Annotated in this window: 11 protein-coding genes; 2 read left to right on the plus strand and 9 right to left on the minus strand. The window is 26.7% G+C overall.

The genetic code is table 11. The annotated features are described in order from the left end of the window. Positions 1-43: 43 nt before the first annotated feature. A complete protein-coding gene (locus ACKTSI_RS04695) occupies positions 44-997 on the plus strand; it encodes a GTP-binding protein (RefSeq protein ID WP_068471999.1) in 954 nt (317 codons plus the stop codon). A 462-nt stretch (positions 998-1,459) separates the two neighbouring features. Here the strand turns inward: ACKTSI_RS04695 and coaE are convergent, their stop codons facing one another. Together coaE and polA are read right to left on the minus strand one after the other, a co-directional pair. After that, positions 1,460-3,181, minus strand: coding sequence for a dephospho-CoA kinase (gene coaE / locus ACKTSI_RS04700; protein ID WP_407862595.1), 1,722 nt, complete (start codon positions 3,179-3,181; stop codon positions 1,460-1,462). Then, the gene (polA, locus tag ACKTSI_RS04705; protein ID WP_407862596.1) at positions 3,168-5,798 is read right to left on the minus strand and encodes a DNA polymerase I; all 2,631 of its coding nucleotides are present in this window, start codon (positions 5,796-5,798) and stop codon (positions 3,168-3,170) included. Before polA ends, coaE begins: the two co-directional genes overlap by 14 nt. Before the next feature lie 198 nt (positions 5,799-5,996). Here polA and murC point away from each other — a divergent pair, with 198 nt between their 5' ends. Next, positions 5,997-7,397: a UDP-N-acetylmuramate--L-alanine ligase gene (gene murC / locus ACKTSI_RS04710; protein WP_068471993.1), complete on the plus strand. Its 1,401-nt coding sequence runs from the start codon at positions 5,997-5,999 to the stop codon at positions 7,395-7,397. A gap of 46 nt (positions 7,398-7,443) precedes the next feature. Here murC and ACKTSI_RS04715 read toward each other — a convergent pair whose 3' ends face one another. The 7 genes from ACKTSI_RS04715 to groL all read right to left on the minus strand — a co-directional run bounded on the left by ACKTSI_RS04715 (position 7,444) and on the right by groL (position 17,920). After that, positions 7,444-8,913 (minus strand): hypothetical protein, encoded by a 1,470-nt coding sequence (locus ACKTSI_RS04715; RefSeq protein WP_407862597.1) that lies wholly within the window; start codon positions 8,911-8,913, stop codon positions 7,444-7,446. Between the two features lie 212 nt (positions 8,914-9,125). Continuing rightward, the gene (locus ACKTSI_RS04720) at positions 9,126-9,962 is read right to left on the minus strand and encodes a hypothetical protein (protein WP_288868025.1); all 837 of its coding nucleotides are present in this window, start codon (positions 9,960-9,962) and stop codon (positions 9,126-9,128) included. A gap of 416 nt (positions 9,963-10,378) precedes the next feature. Further along, positions 10,379-13,153, minus strand: coding sequence for an HNH endonuclease (locus ACKTSI_RS04725; RefSeq protein ID WP_288868024.1), 2,775 nt, complete (start codon positions 13,151-13,153; stop codon positions 10,379-10,381). Positions 13,154-13,217: 64 nt separating this feature from the next. Continuing rightward, positions 13,218-14,810: a 23S rRNA (uracil(1939)-C(5))-methyltransferase RlmD gene (gene rlmD, locus ACKTSI_RS04730; protein ID WP_407862598.1), complete on the minus strand. Its 1,593-nt coding sequence runs from the start codon at positions 14,808-14,810 to the stop codon at positions 13,218-13,220. Beyond that, positions 14,810-15,889, minus strand: a complete 1,080-nt coding sequence (locus ACKTSI_RS04735; protein WP_407862599.1) for a ribonuclease E/G — start codon at positions 15,887-15,889, stop codon at positions 14,810-14,812. Before ACKTSI_RS04735 ends, rlmD begins: the two co-directional genes overlap by 1 nt. 9 nt (positions 15,890-15,898) lie before the next feature. Continuing rightward, complete coding sequence (locus tag ACKTSI_RS04740) at positions 15,899-16,162, minus strand: hypothetical protein (protein WP_288868236.1); 264 nt, start codon at positions 16,160-16,162, stop codon at positions 15,899-15,901. 126 nt (positions 16,163-16,288) lie between these two features. Further along, on the minus strand, positions 16,289-17,920 hold the full coding sequence (gene groL / locus ACKTSI_RS04745; protein ID WP_407862600.1) for a chaperonin GroEL: 1,632 nt from the start codon (positions 17,918-17,920) through the stop codon (positions 16,289-16,291). Between the last annotated feature and the right edge of the window lie 6 nt (positions 17,921-17,926).

The following is a 17,926-nucleotide window of genomic DNA, read 5'->3' on the forward strand; positions in this document are numbered from 1 at the left end:
CTATGGGGGAGTTAAACTCCCCCATATTAATTATTGGAGTAATATGAAAATACTAATTATATCTGGATTTTTAGGTTCAGGAAAAACTACTTTTATAAAAGAAATGGTTAAAAAAACAAAAAAACAATTCGTAATTGTTGAAAATGAATTTGGAAAACTTGGTTTAGATGGAAATCTAATAAAAGAAAATTTTAATAATGAAGAAATAAAGATTTGGGAATTAACAGAAGGTTGTATATGTTGTTCATTAAATTTAGATTTTACACATTCTATATTAACAATAGCAAATACCATAAATCCTGAATATTTGATAGTAGAACCAAGTGGAGTTGCTATGCTAAGCAATATAATAGAACAACTATCGAAAATATGCTATGAAAATATAGTACTACTATCCCCCATAGTAATTATAGATGCAAATAACTTTAAAAATAATTTAGAAAATTACTCTGAGTATTTCTTAGATCAGCTAAATAATTCTTCAAAAGTAATTTTAAGCAAATCAGAAAATTTGTCAGAAGTAGAATTTTCTAATATTAAAAACGAACTAGAGATAAATCGAAAATTAGTAAATTTCAATCTAACACATTATTCAAATTGGACAAAACAAGATTGGGAGAACTTATTTAATAATGAATATTCTATAAAAAAAGATCACAAAGGCGAATTAAAAGTAGTGTTTAATAAAATAGAAATAGACGAAGAACAAATACTTGAAAATATTTCTTTACTAAATATAAAAATAAAAAATATTCCTGAATTAATTTTTAAATTAAATGTATTAATGTCTAAACAATTAGGAAATATTGTGAGAGCAAAAGGATATTTTAACATAAAAGATTTTTGGTTTAAATTTGATTTAGTAAATGATAATTACGAGATATGTGGATGCAATCCAATGGAAGATTCAAGAGTTGTAATAATAGGAAAAAAATTAAATAAAAAATACATACATCAAATTTTTAACAAAAATAATTTTAAAAAACTAAATTCTTAATAAAATATATGTGTACTGCATCCATTTCTTATATCAAAAATTTTGGATGCAGTTTTCTACACAATTTATCTAAAATATTATCCAACAGCAGTCATTACCTTCCCTATCTAATAAATTCCATAAACTAATGCTCCAACAAACAATAGTCTAAACAAAGAAAGTAAAGAAAGAGAAAAATATTTCTTTTTTCTTTTGTGTCTCTATTAAAACTTAAAATAAGAGTAGAAAACTTATTATAAATATAATTAATCCAAATCTAAAAACAATTTCTAGCATAAAAAAACAATGTTATAGCTTCCCATTACAATATTTTTATAAAATTATGCTGATTATACAATATATATTTTTTATATCCAATTATAGAACATTCCATTATAGAAAGCATATAACTTAGTTTTCTAATATCACAAAAAAACAACGGGATTTTATCACCCGTTGATCTTTGAATTCATACTATTTTATTTAAAAACTTCTAAAAATATATCTAAATGTATTTTTTACATTTTCCATAAATTTTGAAAATCCTTTTGTTTTCTTCTTTGGAAATTCCTTTCCATATAAAATTTCATAAGCTTTTAAAGCCTTATTAACTTTATAAACATAATGTTTTGTTTCTGATGAAGGGATATTGTAAAGAGTAACTCCATCGTTTGAATACTTAGCATCTTTTAACCAAGTATTAACACTTCCAATTCCTCCATTATAGGCTGCATAAACAGTATCCATATTACTAAAGTTTTGAGTCAAATATTTTATATAATATGTTCCAATTTTTATATTAGTTTCAGGGTCATTTAAATCTAATGAATTCACATCTACTTGCATCAATTTTGCAATATGTTTTGCAGTATCAGGTAAAATTTGCATCAATCCTTTTGCATTAACCTTACTTGTCGCATCACTTTTAAAATTACTTTCAACTCTCATTATAGCTAATACAACTTTAGGGTCAACTCCATATTCATCAGAATATTTTTGTATCTCTTCAATATAATTTATCGGATAATTATTTCCTCCATAATATATCGCTCCAAAAAATAAAGCATTAACCAATACTAATAGTGCAACTATCAACATTAATATTTTTTTCCATAATTTCATCTTTTTCTTTTTTCTACCTTTTTGTTCATTTTTTTTAACTTCTAATTCTTGTTCTTCTGTTTCTTCTTCGAAAAAAACTTTATTATCATTTACTAAATTATTATTAATTACACCTGTATCTCCAATATTTTCACGTAAAGAACTTAAATCTGTTAATTTAGTTTTTTCCATACCAAGAGAATCTTGCTTTTCTAAAATTTTCAAATCAACATTTTCTTTTGGTGTATTTTCTTCTACATTTTCAGAAAATACAGATTGCATAAATTCTTTTAAATCTGCATCTTTTTGCTTAGATTTATCTGTTTCTTCAACTTTTGAAACTTCATCATCTAATTCTTCAGATTTAACCAAATTATCTTTTTCAAAATTTTCAGGTTCTTCTAAAACTTCTTCAGCTTCATCTAATTCTTCAACTTCTTTTTCTTGTTTATTTTGTCTTAGCTTTGCAAAAAATCCGATTTTTTTCTTTTCTTTTATGCAACTATTTTCAAAAAATAAATCAACTTTTTTCTTTAAATCTTCAAAATCTCCATTATTTTCAACTGATAAAATATCATAATCGTCGCTTTCAAACTCTGATTGAATTGACATAATTCTACTTGCAAGTTCTTCTGTCATTCCTTTTCTTTGCATAATTCTAGCGAATCTAACTTCATCACTTGCAGTAATATTCCAAACTTCATCAATATTAATTAATTTTTTTAATCTATCTATTGATTCATTCAATAATGGAATTTGTAGAAATACAACTTCAGCATCAGAATTTTTAGCAAGATTAACCATATTTTTTAAAATAACAGGGTGAGTTATAGCATTAAGTCTTTCTCTATTTTCATCGTTGAAAAATACAGTTCTTCTTAATTTTGCCTTTGAGATATTTCCTTTTTCATTTAAAATACTATCTCCAAACTCATTTACTAAAACTTTATAAAGAACGGCTCCTCTTTTGTATAATTCTTTAACTTGGTCATCGGCATCTAAAACTAAATAATCTTCACATCTTTCTTTGATAAGTTTAGATAAACTACTCTTACCACTTGCGATTTGTCCAGTGATAACAATATATTTTTTATTTTGACTCATACCAATTACTCCCTTCACAAACATCTACTTTCAATGGTAAATCCAACTTATATACATTTTCCATTGAATCTTTTAAAATTTCCTTAACTCTTTCTCTTTCATTCTCATCACATTCGATTATAAGCTCATCGTGAACTTGTAAAATCAATTTAGCATTAAGTTTTTCTTCCTTTAATCTTTCATAAACTTTAATCATAGCAAGTTTTATAATATCAGCTGCACTTCCTTGAATAGGTGTATTTAATGCAATTCTCTCTCCAAAACTTCTAATATTAAAATTCTTTGAATTTATTTCAGGAATATATCTCTTTCTATCTAAAATAGTAGTTACAAAACCGTCTTTTTTGGCTTTCTCAACAATTTTTTCCATATAATCTTTTATATCTAAATAAGTATTTAAATAACCGTCAATATATTGTTTTGCCTCTTTCCTTGTGATATTCAAATCCTTTGAAAGACCATAATCACTTATTCCATAAACAATTCCAAAATTTACAGCCTTTGCATTACGTCTTTGATTAGCAGTTACCTCATCAATAGGAACTCCAAAAACTTCACTTGCAGTTTTGCTATGAATATCCAAATCATTTTTGAAAGAATCAATCATAACTGAATCTTTAGACAGATGAGCTAAAACTCTAAGCTCTATTTGTGAATAGTCTGCATCGATAAAAACTTTATTTTTATCTGCAACAAATACTTTTCTGATATTTCTCCCCTCTTCACTTCTTATCGGAATATTTTGTAAATTAGGGTCAACAGAACTAAGTCTTCCTGTTGCAGTAATCATCTGTTTAAATGAAGTCCTAACCCTACCGTCATTCATAATATATTCCAAAATTCCATCTAAATATGTTGAAATTAATTTATTCAAAGACCTATATTTTAAAATATAGTCTGCTATTTCGTGTTTTTCAGATAATTTTTCTAAAACTTCAACATCAGTTGAATACCCTGTTTTAGTTTTCTTAATAACTGGAAGTTCCATTTTTTCAAATAAAATCGCTCCAAGTTGTTTTGGAGAGTTTAAGTTAAAAGTTTCTCCTGCAAACTCATAAACTTTTTGCTCATACCCATAAGCGAGTTTAGAATACTCTTCCTTTAACTCAACAATCTTATCTCTATCAACTAAAACTCCAACATTTTCCATATCTGCAAGAACTTTAACCAAAGGCTTTTCAACTTCTTCATACAAAGAAATTAAATTATTTTCTTTCGCCTTTTCATTAAATAAATTATACAATTTGAAAATAGCAAATACATTTTGTGAAATGTATTTAAAAATAATATCTTCGTCCAATTCGAAAAAAGTCTTTTTATTTTTACCTTTTCCAAATTTTTCTTTTATATCTAAAATTTCAAAGTCCAAAAATTCTTTACTAACTCTTGAAATCTCGTAACTTCCTTTATTTGAATCAATTAGATATTCTAAAATCATAACATCTTCATAATTTTTAAAGTCTAAATTATTTTTTAAAGCAAAATATAATTCTTCTTTTATATCGTAACCAATTTTTACTATATCTAAATTACAAAACTTTTCAAAATCTTTTAAAGTAAATTCTTTACAAATATAAACTTTTTTGTTTACATCTGAATAAATTCCAATATAAAATTCATCTCTATAAATATAATTTTTATCGGAGAAAAATTTAATGGATACAGCCTTATCATCTTCTATTTTTTCAAAAATTTCAGAAAAATTAATAATTTCAAAATCAATATTTTGATTTGTTTTTTCTGCATTTTCTTTTTTACTATCTTTAAAATATTTATTTATAATACTTTTAAATTCCAATTTTTCAAGTTTTTCAATATATTCAGAAGTATTTACTTCCTTAATTACAAAATCATCAATATTTTTTTCAAGTGGAACATTTAAGAAAATTTCTCCAAGATAACGACTCAAATATGCCTTATCTTTTTCATTTTCAAGATTTTCTTTTAACTTCCCTTTAAGATTTTCTAAATTTTCGTATAAATTATCAAGCGTTCCATACTCTTGAATAAGTTTTAAAGCAGTTTTTTCTCCAACACCCTTAACACCTGGAATGTTATCGGAGCTATCGCCTTGAAGTGCCTTAACATCGATTAATTGTTTAGGAGAAAGACCATAATCTTCTAAAATGGAATCCATATTCATAAGTTTAATTTCACTTATTCCCTTTTTAGTTAAATGAACAAAAATATTTTCATCAACTAATTGCAAGTAATCTCTATCTCCTGTAAAAATATCTACTTCAAAGCCCTCTTTTTGAGCAAGTTTTGCAACAGTTCCCAAAATATCATCAGCCTCATACTCATCAAGCTCTAAATAATTTACATTCATAGAAGAAAGTAAATCCTTTAAAATTCCAAATTGGTATGTTATTTCATTAGGAGCCTTATCACGAGTTCCTTTATAATCAGAAAACTCATTATGTCTAAAAGTTTTTGAGCCCTTATCAAAGGCAACAAAAATATGAGTTGGTTTTATTAACTCCAACGCTTTGTAATACATATTTAAAAATCCATAAACTCCGTTTACGAAAACACCGTCTTTAGTTGTTAAATTTTTTATTGCATAAAAAGCCCTAAAAATAAGACTTGAACCGTCAATCAAAAGTATTTTTTTCATTTTTTTCTCCAAAATATAAAGTTACACTTATTATATCATAAAGTTGAATTTTTTGAAAATTTAATAAATTTTTTATTGCTTTTTGTACATAATTATTTGATAATTAAACGAAAACTATTTGATTATCATATTGAAACTATGATATAATTAGTATGACTTAATAACTTAGTCATACAATTAATACAATGGAGATTTATTATGTTTAAATTTGATTTTAATGATAAAAAATATAAAAATATACATTTCATCGGAATTGGTGGAATAAGTATGAGTGGAATTGCAAAATTACTTTTGAAAAAAGGATATAATATTTCAGGAAGTGATAGGAATACTTCTAAAGAAATTCAAATTTTAGAAAAAAATGGAGCTAAAATTTTTATTGGACAAAAGAAAGAAAATATTCAAAATCCGGATTTAATTGTATATACAGATGCAATTTTACCGGATAATGAAGAATTGATAAAAGCAAAATCTATTGGTGTTCCTTGTGTTACAAGAGGACAATTTTTAGGTGCTTTGATGAGAAATTATCTTCATTCAATAGCAATTTCAGGCTCTCACGGAAAGAGTTCAACTACAAGTATGATTTCAAAAATTTTAATTAATTCCCCTTTTAAGCCGTCAATTTTAATCGGTGGAAATTTAGATGAAATAGACGGAAATGTACTATGTGGAAGCGAAGACTATCTGGTAACTGAGGCTTGTGAATTCAAAGCAAATATATTGCATTATTATCCAAGTATGGCAATTATTTTAAATATTGACGAAGACCATTTAGATTTTTACAAAAATTTAGACCATATTGTTGATACTTTTATCGGTTATATGAAAAATCTTGATGAAGATTCAAAAGCTATAATAAATATTGACGACCCGAACTGTCTTCCACTATTAGAACATATAAAAGGAGAAACTATTACCTTTGGCGTAAATAACGAAAAAGCAAATTACAACATTACAAATATAAGTTTTGACAAAGTTGGTCATCCTTGTTTTGACATTGAAAATGAAAAATTTGGAAAACATCATTTCTGTTTAAATATAATTGGTAGGCATAATATTTATAATGCAGCTGCTGCAATCATTGCAACTTACGAAACAGGAATTGATGTAGAAACTATAAAAGAGGCTATTTCAAAGTATAGAAATCTTCATAGAAGAATGGAAGTTTATGGAGTAATTGGAAATGATAAAAAAGCTACTATATTAACAGACTACGGTCATCACCCAAGAGAAATAAAAAGTTGTTTAAGTTCAATCGCCGAACATAAAGAAGGCAGACTTGTTTGTATATTCCAACCACATACTTACTCAAGAACAAAAACATTATTAAATGACTTTGCAAAATGTTTTGATGATTGTGATGAAGTAATAGTTACAGAAATATATGCAGCAAGAGAAAAGTTTGACCCAACAATCCATTCAATAGATTTAGTTGAAAAATTAAATAAAAATGGTGTAAATGCAATTTACTTAAAAACTTTTGAAGAGGCAAGAGATTATATATTTGAAACATTCAAAAATAAAGATACAATAATTACAACAGGCTGTGGAAACCCACACGAACTTGCAAAGATGATTGTTGAAGACTATAAATAAAAATTGATAAAAACTAAAGACCTGATAAAACAGGTCTTTTATATTTTTATTCATAATCTTCATATAGATAATAATCAGATTTAACACATTTACGAATTATTCTTTTAGTTTTTTCAATAGGAAACGGTGAATTTTTTTCGTTAAAATATTCAATTTTAACAACTTTTACTATTTTTATTTTATGTTCCTTACCAACGGAAACCAAAACATCATCACCTATATTTATGTTATTATCCTCAGAAATATAGTAATATTTCTTACCACAATCTGAAAATACAACACTACAAAACATAAAATCGTCCTTAGAAAAAAGTTCCTTATCAAAAACTTTTTCGTCAAATAATTCTTTATAATCAAAAAATTTAATTAAATGTTCTATATTATAAATAAGATTTCTCCAGCACTTTGGCAAATTATTTTTATAATAAAAGCCGTTAATAACCTTTTGACCTTTCTTTTTAAAATCAATTATTATACTATATTTTCTTTCTTCATTACTTGGAAAAATAATTTCATTTAAATTTTGTTTATTGTTTTCAAATAAATTTTTTGAATTTATTTCATCTAATAATTTTTTTATTTCATACTTAATTTGATACTTTTTAGAAACAACTATATCCTCACTAATATTTTGAATATGCTCAATAGTTCCTAAATCTGCATCAATAATAAAATTCTCACTATAATTTGTTTCATCATCAGAAATTTTAGTAATCCTATCATATTTTATTTCAAATTTTTTGATTTCGTCATATTTGTTGTTGTCAAACAATAACAAATCATCAATATCTAAAGTATTCCTGATAAATTCGGACAAGCTAAGCGAATTAAAAAATAAATCATTACCTAAAAAATCTTTAAATTTATATTTTTCACCGGATATATCCTCTAAGCTTAAAGTCCAAAAATTCTCATCTATATCATCTTTTGGGAATTTTCTTTTATTAATTGAACAAATTAAATTTTCAAAAATTTTTTCTACCATTTCAGAATCTATATTAAAACTTTTTTCTTCTATTTTTCTTGATATACCGGCAAAATTTTCATATATATAAAATTTAACTTCTCCCAAATTATTTAAGGTAACAACTTCTTCTACAACTTTAGAAACACCTAATTTTTTCAAATGTTTTTTAGATGAAATGTTTACATTTTTTAACCTCTTATCTATAATTTTTACACAAAAAATTTCAACAAATCTAGTAAATGCAATGTTTAACCACAAAGAAAATTCATAAGCATCAGAATTTTTATCAAAAGTTTTAAGTTTATGGTAAATAATTGAGCCTAAAATATCAACATCACTAATATAGTCAACAATATCTTCAAAATCTAAATAATCACAAAAAGCCTCTTCATAACTATACTCAAAACCTATCCCTAAGTCTTCTTTAAAACCCAATTTTTCACAATCATTAATAAGTTTAAAATAAATATCCTGAAATTTATAATTTGTAAAATCTCTAAAAACAGACTCCCACTTAACTGCAAAATCATAAATTTGTTTGTTTTCCATAAAATCACCAACTTACACCTTTATCAAAATCACTTAAATAATTATTTTAATCTCCCAATCTCTACAACAACCTCGCAATGCCTCGAGTCGACACTATGAATAAAAAGTCCATTTTTACGTTTTCGCAAACATATCATATGCACTTTATACTAATAAGTATTTAGAAACATCTCAGATTTTTCAGATTCATTAAGTTTTCTATAATAAGATGCTTAAATATTATTTTCGTTATACTTGATAAACTTTATTACATCTTTTAAACTATAAATTTTTTTACCATTTGCCTTTAAATAATCATATTTTTCTGCTCTTAAAAAACCACAAATAATTATAGATTGTGTACCCTTACTAACAGTTTTATACAACTTTCCTCTATTATCATTAACAAATTCTTTGACTAAATTTAAATCTAAATTATCTATATTTTTTGAGAAATGTTGGTATATATAGCATCTTAACAGTTCTTTTTTTGAGACTTTATGAAATTTTCTATTCTCTTGGTTTTCATTAAAATATCGTTCTCTAAATTTACTTCTTTCAATAGTTGGAATATCTGTGTCGACATCATCCCAACCTTCAGGTAAATATTCCTGTGGAATCCCCTCTACATTTAAAAGAACTTCCCCTTTTTTTAAATAGAAAAGTTTTAAACATTGTTCATATATTAAAGCTTCTTTCTCATTTAAGTCTTTTTTTACAATTTCGTATTCGATTCCATATAAATCTTGAATTATAGAATATTTTTCAAACCTTATATTATTTGCAAATTTCCCATTTTTATAGTTTTGAATATCTGTTAAAATATGCTTATATCTTTTGCTTGTTCCTTTTCCAACATAAAAAATTTTTCTTGGTGTTGTTTTCGTATACCAAATATAAATGTAGAAACGTCGTTCATTAGAATAATTTTTATCTACAATATATCTATTGCACTCATCTTTAAACATATAGTATAGTTCTTTTACATCTGTATCATATACTCCAGAGTAGCACAAATCTTTGTTTTCAAAATCATTAGTTACTCTTTTTGAAAAAACATCAATATTCATATCTTTCTCCAAATCCTATTCTCTTGTCATCAATACTAGAGCCTCCACATGTTCAGCATTGTCCAAACTTACATGTACCCAACATGTTCACATATTTTAGCCTTGTCATGCACATAAATATACTTTTATAATTAACTCTTACTTTTTTATTTGAAATAATGTAATTTTTTTCTTCCATTAATTCCTCTTGAATCAGTGGCAAGTTTTGTACCTGATATTTCATATACTCTAATGTTGTTTTTCTGATTTGTTCAATATATCTACCTTCCATCCACCGATAGTACCTTTGTCTCCAGCTTTAAAAGTATGATATAAATACGCATTTTTATCTGCCATTGCGCTTTATAATCAAATAAACTCACAATAAAATCTCTTGAATCCACTATCGGCTCACTATGACTTAAATTATAATATAACTATCGTTTTACGAGTTTATAGAATTGAGCTCTCCTTTTCTCCACCTGTTTTTCTTTCCCTTTATATATAGCACCTCTATTCCAGTTGTTTTCAATTTTTACATAATCCAATTTATAAACAATTATCTCAAAGATTTTCCCATCTATCCCTTGTATCAATTTCATAAATTCTAAAAAATATCTCTCATTAAAATCTAACGCTGTAACAGAATTTATTCTTTCGACAATTTGAGAGATATTCTCCAAAAGTATTATCTTTGTTTTCTTTACATCCGTTTTATATAATTTCTTTATAGCGTATAAACTAACATCCCACCAATGTTCCGTTAACAAATCTAACTTAATTCCTTTATCAAATGCATCTATAGCACATTCAGGTGCCATCATTATTAATGATGAATACATAGTTGAAATTTTATCAAGATTGTTCTCAATGAAAGTTCTTGCCAATTTACGATTACCAATGTACAAAATATCACATAATTCTGTTATTTCATGGCTATAACCCCAACTATCCTTTGCCTTTTCAGTCAATTTATTCAAATCAACAGAATCGATGATTCTTCTCGCTTTTTTTATATCATAATTACCTACAAGGTCCATAATTGGTTGTATAGTATGCCAATCTCTAGGCTGACAATTCACAATAACTTCAGAAAATTCCTTTTCCGGAATCACCGATACTATCAACTCTGCAGATTTCTTTTCCATACTTGTAGTTCTATGCCTACCCAACAAGCTAAAACCACATATATATTCCAAGAATTCAAAGTCAAATAAATAAATTGCCTGTAACATATCTTTTATAAAGTATTCTGAATATACAGGAATCAACTTTTGAACCTTATTATGGATATACTCTGGATTAGTATGCATTACAGAACAAAGAAAGCATGTTATATCTTCAATATTTGAAATTGAAGCTGACTCACAAAATTTATCGATAGCATCCTCCAACATTTTTCCTACAAGCAAATATTCCTCTTTAGTAAGCGAGCAAGTCAACCGATTATATAAGTTTCCCCAAGAATATAGTTTAGGGTTTGTTTCTATTAACATTGATTCTTGTAGACATGTCCAATTAATTCGTCTAGCAATTTTTCTATGCAGATTAATATCTACATTTCTCAAAGTATTTATCAAATTTGAATATGCATATGCCGTTTCATTATCTGAATTTTGAATCCAGTCAAGAAACAACTCATTGTATTTGTAAAAATAATATCTCCCGTTTCTTTCATATTGCAAATCAAAAACTTTTTCAATAAAATAAGCTATTTCCATCCGTTCCTGAGAAGAATTAATACAACTTATATCATCTAAAGTAGAAACTATCATTTTCTCAGTAATGAAAAATTTGCTTGCACTATAAAACAAATTATAACTACTCATGCCATTACACAACCAAACAAGCCCCAGTGGAGAAATTTCTTTTTTAATAAAACTCTCTTCAATAAAACGTAGTAAAATTTCTTTTTTATTTTCTTTACTATCTTTGAAAAATAATGCAATAATCACTTTTGCGCTTTCCATATGAACAATCCTGACATCATCTTCAGAAAGCAAAATCATTTTATTTACCAAGTAATACAGATCTTCTTTACTCCAAATTAACGAAGCATCAAACTTTTTTAATTCGTTACATACCCAACTGAAGTCAACACTGTGATCTAATCTTAATATTTGAAAAACTGCAATCGTTGCTGCCAATAGATTACGGTTATTGTATGAGCAAAATGTTTGATAACGCTCTTTCATGTTTTTCCAGCCACCTCGCAATATATAGTTAAACTGCCAAGGAGTTATTGCATCATTTGCAAGTTTCAAACGTCGTTCAATCGGTTGATCCAAAAAGTTAATTCCAACACTCTTATCATACTTGTGTACAATTGAACTTATTTTCTCTTTTTTCTTTAAAAAATCAGTGTATATAAGCGCAACTGCTTCTTTATTAGTTAATAATATTGTATCCTGCTTAACAACTGATGAAATTGTCTTTGCTAACAAGACTTTTACATTTAATCCTGCTCGTCTCTTTAATTCATCGACTACCTTTTCCGACAATTGCTGTGCGTCATCAATTAAGTACAAAGATAATTCGCCATTATCTCTAATACCAGTTACATCAATATCTTCTATTGCCTTGCATTCATAAACTTTCCAATTATTTTTGTAAAAATCATAAGCCACTTGATAAATACATATAGATTTTCCACAGCCAGTTTCACCTTCCAACACCGTGTAGTCCACAATTGATAATTGTTGTTTTATTTTCTCAACTTGTGGAAAACGAGGACAAGCTTCAACATCTGCTGGAGTTAATCGATATCCCATAATTGCATGTGACAAATCTCGTTGATAAGAAAAATCTAACTCTTTCCAAATTTCTGTATTAACTGGTTCATAAAACGTTTCTTTTGTTTTTTTTAGACCATCAATTATTCTTAATATTTCTTCTATATGTCCACGCGCTTTTTCATGATAAAAACGTAAATTAGCAGCAGTAAAAAATTGATTTGTTTTTCCGATATTGCATGCTGGACAAGAAGGCAAATAATTTTCAATTGAATCTACAATGAAACCTTTTTCATTTAACTCGATAAGATATTCCCTTACTTCATCATCAATTTTTTCTCGCTGATTAGAAGGAATAATATGATCTATGTGCATATCACGTTGCTGAATTGTTCTTCCACAATACACGCACTTTTCTTTATACGACTTAAACATAGCTGCACGTAAATACGAACTATCTTTTCTATATGGGTGAAACATTTCATTAACCTCCAATCAATAACTCTGAACAATAAATTTCAAATCATTTTTACTTGATACAAATTTATTTAATCATATGAAAATACTTCAACGCATCCAAAATAGCTTCTTCCTTTTCAATTGGACACTGTGGTATTTTCTGTTTCTCATTTTTTGAAATATTATAATGTTCCCTAACTTCTAAACCATGCTTTTTCTTAACTTGTGCAATGTACAGAGTAGATACTTTAAACCCAAACTTTTCCAAAACATAGTTTTGAATTTGTTTATATGTTGCCTTACTTTCTGCACTTGTTAAGTCCATATCATCCATCGGAAGTTCTACACTAATATATTTCTTAGAATCTAGTTTGGAAAGCAGCGTGATTACTTCCACGTGTGCTGTTCTACTGAACATATCGCATAGTTTTACTTTTTGCAATTCAAAGCCACCGTCAATGAAAAGTTTTAAATCTCTTGTTAATGTAGCTCCGTTACAGCTTATATAGACTAATTTTTTTATATTGCTTTTCAATATTGTATCTACAACTTTTTTATCCAATCCCTTTCGTGGAGGGTCCACTGAAACTATGTCTATATTTTTTGTTTTTAGTATTTCTTCGATTTTTTCTTCACTTTTCCCATAGATGAATTCTACATTTTTAACTTCATTCAGTTTTAAATTTTCTTTTGCATCTTTTACTGCATCTTTTACGACTTCAACGCCGATTACTTTTTTGAAATTTTCTGCAAAGTATATACTTGTCGTTCCTATTCCTGAGTAAAGGTCAAGCAAAGTTTCTTCCTTATTTTCTCCTAAAAATTCTTTTGCTATTTTATATAAATTTTCAGTTTGAAATTTATTTACTTGAAAAAAGCTCTTTGGAGAAATATTAAATTCATATTTTCCGATTTTATCTATAAAAAGTTTTTTTGAAAATACACAAATACATTCATTACCCATAATTATACTTGCTTTTTTAGGATTTATATTTACATATCCACTAACTAAATTTTCGTAAATCTTTAAACTTTTAACAAAATTTTCAACTTCTTTTGTATTTTTCTTTACAACAAAGGTAATCATAATTTCAGAATTAAAATTTGCTCTTATACTGATATTCTTCAAAATTCCCATATCTGTATTAACATCATAAGACTTTATTTTAAATTCTCTTAACTTTTCTTGTAAAAATGGTAAAAATTCATTGATGGCTAAATCACTAATCGGACAGCTTTCAAGCTTTAATTTATTTTCTCCATTATCTACACAATAGCAAAGTTCAAAATTTTCATTTGTCTTTAATTCTATCTTATTTCTATAATTAAGATTTTTTTCATTTCCTAAAATTTCAACATTTCCCAATTCAATTTTAGTATTTTTTCTAAGATTGTTTAAAAACATTTTTTTCTTTAATTCAAGTTCTTTTTCATATTTCAAATTTATAAAAGGATATATATCCGTTAAGTTTTCATCATATTTATTTTCTCTAAATTCACTAAACTTTACATAATTTTTTACATATCCATTAGAAAAATTTTTCTTTTTTTGTGTTATTTCAACATCAACAATATCACCAACAAGTCCACCTTTTACAAAAATTATTCCCTCATCGCTTTTTGCAACTCCAAGTCCTTCATTAGTGTTGTCTATTATTTCTAAATTTTTTATTTCCATTATTTGCCTCTCTGTCTTGTTATCTCATATAGTCCAAGTTTTGTAAATCCGTGAAAATTCCAAATTTTATTGTCTAAAACTTGTATTTTACTAATTTTTTCTTCTAAAATTTCTTTTTCTTTTGCTTTCATATTTATAAAATCAACGATTATTATCCCTGAAATATCTCTAAAAGAAATTTGCCTTAAAATTTCATCAATAGCAATTAAATTTACACTAAGTGCATTTTTACTTTTATCGCTTTCACTTGTCTTTCCTTTTGAATTTACGTCTATAACAGTAAGCGCCTCTGTTTTTTCTATTACTATATTTATATTTTCAACTTCAACAACTTTTTTGTTTAAATTTTCAAGATAAATCCCAATGTTATAGTCATATTTTGGAGAATATTCTTCATCAAAAATCAATTCATTTTTTAAAAATTCATCATTTTTAAATTTTTTATACAACTCTTTTTCATTTAAGATACAACTATATTTTTCATTTTCAATTAAAAAGTCTTCCAAAAAATTTTCTTTTTTATATATCAATTTTGGAACCGGTAAATTATTTATACTGTCCACAATTTCTTGCATTTTTTTCAAATTTTCACTTATATCATTTAACAAAAATTCTTCATCACAATATACAGACTTCGTCCTCAATTTTATTGAAAAATTTGATTTTAAAGCCTTTATTTTATCAATATCAAATTTAAAATCTTTTAATTTTTTTGAAATCAAAATTTCTTCACTATTCTTAAATGAAACAACTGAAAAAAGAGAAGAAATTGAAAAATTCATTGAAACATTAGGCGCCTTATCTCCTGCGTTTATCTTATATATTTTAACAAAAATCACATCTCCAACTTTGATTTCTCCAATGGTATCTTTAAAATCCAAAAATCCGTTTTTTCCATTTTTAAGCTCAACAAAAAAACAATGTAGTGCTACAACTTTTTTTACAACTCTTACTCTATAAATATCTCCTATTTCAAAATCACTAATTTTTTTTACAAAATAGGAATTCAATTTGCTATCTACAACTTTTCCATATTCAATTTCTTCTTCATCTTTATGTATAAATAAATAATCTTTCAAAATTTTCTCCTATTCAATGTATTCAAATTTAATCTTTTTTTCAAAATATTTTTTCATAGGTGTAGAAAAACAAACACAAAAAATATAATTAAGTTGTGCAAGATTGTAATTATACTCTAAAATATTTTTTTTATTTTCTTTTAAATCTTTATTTTCACCTAAAACTTTTAAATTTTTTAAAATTTTATTAAATTCATATAAATAAAAACCTTGATGCATCACCAAAATAGTAATACAAATTAAAAATATAATATTAAAAAATAAAATAATCATAAAATCTCCATAAAAAAAGAACTTAGACATCATCTAAGTTCTATTTTACCATAAATTTAAATATATTCAAAATTAAATTTTAATTTTAAAAGATACTTCAACTGAATCTTATGTGTAGATTAAGGCCTACATATATCCCATTCCGGGATTCATTCCGCCAGGCATTTGTCCCATTGGTTCTTCTTTAGTAACATCAGCAACAGCAGCCTCTGTTGTTAATACCATTGATGCAACACTTGATGCATTTTGTAACGCTGACCTTGTAACTTTTGTAGGGTCAACAATTCCGCTTTCAAGCATATTTACATATTTTTCATTTAAAGCGTCAAAACCAATTCCAACTTCTGCATTTTTAACATTTTCAACGATTACAGAGCCTTCTAAACCTGCATTAATAGCAATTTGTCTAACAGGTTCTTCAAGTGCTTTAACAATTATGCTAACACCTGTTTTTTCATCTCCATTTGTTTTTTCAAGAAGTGCTTTAACTCTTGGAATTACATTTAACAATACAGTTCCACCACCAGGAACGATACCCTCTTCAACTGCTGCTCTTGTAGCTGCTAAAGCATCTTCAATTCTTAATTTTCTTTCTTTTAATTCTGTTTCTGTTGCTGCTCCAACTTGGATTACAGCAACTCCACCTGCAAGTTTAGCAAGTCTTTCTTGTAATTTATCTCTATCATATTCAGAATCGCTTATTTCAATTTGATTTCTAATTAATGCAACTCTTTCTTCGATAGCTGATTGTTCTCCTGCTCCATTTACGATAACAGTAAGTTCTTTTCCAACAGTTACTCTTCTTGCTCTACCTAACATTTCAATAGAAGTTTCTTTTAATTCATATCCTAAATCTTCTGAAATAACTGTACCACCTGTTAAGATAGCAATATCTTGTAACATATCTTTTCTTCTATCTCCAAAAGCAGGTGCTTTTACTGCTACACAGTTAAATGTTCCTCTTAATTTATTAACAACAAGAGTAGCCATTGCTTCCCCTTCAACATCATCAGCAATAATTAAAAGTGGTTTTCCTTGTTGAACGATTTGTTCTAAAACGGGTAAAACTTCTTGAATATTACTAATCTTTTTATCAGTAATTAAAATGTATGGGTCTTCAAGTTCAGCTTCCATTTTTTCAGTATTTGTTACCATATAAGGAGAAACATATCCTCTATCGAATTGCATACCTTCAACAACATCTAAAGTTGTTCCCATACTTCTTGATTCTTCAACAGTTATAACACCATCTTTACCAACTTTTTCCATTGCATCTGAAATTAGTTTTCCAACCTCTTCATCAGCAGCAGAAATTGATGCTACTTGAGCAATACTTTCTTTTGTTTCAACAGGCTTTGAAAATTCCTTAATTCCTTCAACTGCCTTTTCAACTGCCTTTTTAATTCCCTTTTGAATAATCATAGGATTTGCTCCAGCAGCAACATTCTTTAATCCTTCTCTAATAATTGCTTGAGCTAAAAGTGTTGCAGTAGTTGTACCGTCCCCTGCAACATCATTTGTCTTAGTAGCAACTTCTTTAACAAGTTGAGCACCCATATTTTCATAAGGGTCTTCCAATTCAATTTCTCTTGCAATAGTAACACCATCATTTGTTATAAGAGGCGCACCGAATTTTTTATCTAAAACAACATTTCTACCCTTAGGTCCAAGAGTAACTTTTACTGCATTTGAAAGTTTATTAATACCAGCTTCCATTCCATTTCTTGCATCTTCGTTAAATTTAATTTCTTTAGCCATTTAAAA

This window comes from Parvimonas parva (assembly GCF_045866535.1).
Classification (GTDB): Bacteria; Bacillota; Clostridia; order Tissierellales; family Peptoniphilaceae; genus Parvimonas; species Parvimonas parva.